At 33.3% G+C, this 2,263-nt stretch carries 1 protein-coding gene; it reads left to right on the plus strand.

The genetic code is table 11. The features are described from left to right. Positions 1 to 369: 369 nt before the first annotated feature. On the plus strand, positions 370 to 2,263 hold a 1,894-nt coding region (locus U9R42_10865), incomplete at its 3' end, for a PKD domain-containing protein (GenBank protein MEA3496526.1).

Here is a 2,263-nt window from a genome sequence, read left to right on the forward strand (position 1 = left end):
ATAAACAAATCACCAAATAAACAATTCTTACAACAACCCATAAGGTCGTCATTGTGAGGGAGGTACGACCGCGACAATCTCGGGCTTTTTAGCAGAGGTCGTCAAAAACAGTCCTCAGTCGGCAGTCTCCAGTCGGCAGTAAAAAACAGTCAACAGTCAAATTCCGAATAAACAAATAAACAAATCACCAAATCACCAAAACTTGTCCGTATGGATCGCCATTTCCAGCGCCCAAACAAACAATTAAAAAAAAATTCACTTTTTTTGTTTACCTTTTCACTTTTAATTGTACTAATAAATAATTAAACAATTTTTTTATGGATTTTATTTTACGTATTTTTGAATAATATTTCTATTTAGCATATATAAATGAAAAAACTATTAATCATATTTTTTTTTATAACTGTTTCGTTAAATTCTTACGCTCAATTAGAAACCAAAAACTGGTACTTTGGCACCTGGGAGGGGATGAGATTTGAAAACAATGTGCCTGTTCCTATTTATGATAGTAAAATGTGGGGAAGCCTTGGAACCTCTACTATTTCCGATAAAAATGGTAATCTTTTATTTTATGGGGGTACTTATAAAGATGCAACCATTTTCAACAAAAATCATGACACATTAAAAAATGGATATGGTTTAATTAGTAATAGTGCCTGTGATCAATCACCCATGATAATACCACTCCCAGTAAACCCGAATATCTATTACTTATTTACCGTATGTTCTATTCTAGGGTTACACGACACTACTATTGCAGGCTTTTATTATCATATTGTGGATATGACAAAGGATAATGGAAATGGGGAAGTTATTTTAAAGAACAAATTGATTTGCAGGAATGTAAACAACAAATTAGTAGCTACTTTACATGCTGATAAAAAATCGGTATGGATAATGGTAAAAGATAATTATTCTAATAATTTAAAAGCTTATTTACTTAAAAACACAGGTTTAGATACAACCCCTGTTATTTCTTCAGTAGGAACATATACCGGAAGTGTTTGGGGTGATTGGCGTGGACAAATGAAGTTTTCACCTTCAGGAAAAAAACTGGCTAATGCAATTAATTTGACTGGAAAAGTTGATATTTTTGATTTTGACAACAAGACTGGAAAAGTTTCAAATTGTATCACTATTGACAGTATTCCTCAGGTTGAAGAAGGTTATGACAGAACTTATGGTATTGAGTTTTCGCACAATGAAAAATTCTTGTATTTTTCAGTTCATGGTGCCCCTGGTCAACTATACCAAGTAGATATTTCTTCGGGAATAGATAGTATTGTGAAAAAATCGTTATTTCCTGTTTTTATAAATAATATTAGTAGCTTTTATTTTTGCCTCCAGATAGGTCTTGATAAAAAAATATATTTAGCACGACCGAACTATTATTTAGGTTGTATTAATAAACCAGACTTAAAAGGTAATGCCTGTAATTATGTTGATTCAGCCATAAAATTCAATAATAGTGTTGGGATGTCCCTCCCCACCTTCCTCCAATCCTATTTTTACCTTCCTGATATAGAAATAGAAAACACTTGTTTGGGGGATTCAACAGCATTCAGTTTAAAAGACACTTCCAATATTGATTCAGTTTACTGGTATTTTGGGGATAGTAATTATTCATGGCAGTTTTATCCTAAACATGTGTATTCAGATACTGGTTATTACCAAACAAGTGCTGTCATATTTTATAATAATACAAACGATACCTTTGAAAGGGAAATCAGAATCAGTAATTATGCTTATGCTAATTTTGGTATTACGGATAACTCGCAGTGTTTGCTTGGCAATGAGTTTCATTTTTATGATTCATCCACCGCTATAGACGGTAGCATGACCTACGAGTGGGATTTCGGGGATAGTACAGGCTCGTTTCAGCAAAACCCTGTAAAGTCATTTTTAGTTGCTGATACATTTAATGTTAAATTAACGGTTACTTCATCTTATGGTTGCGAAACATCAAAAACCAAAGAGCTTTATGTACAGCCAATGCCTGAGTCAAAAATAAACATAAACGACACAGCCCAATGCCTAAACGAAAACAACTTTACTTTCTTAAACCCAAGTGATTCCTTAAATTTAAATGTTTCAAAAACATGGCATTTCGGAGACGGCAACACATCAAACTCAGACACGGCACAACACATTTATTCAATTGCCGATACTTTTAATGTGGTTTTAATTGAGGAGACAAATCATGCTTGTAGAGACACGGCTACGAGAGAAATAATTGTCTTTCCAAGTCCTGTTACAGATTTTT

The organism is Bacteroidota bacterium, from assembly GCA_034723125.1.
Lineage (GTDB): Bacteria > Bacteroidota > Bacteroidia > CAILMK01 > JAAYUY01 > JAYEOP01.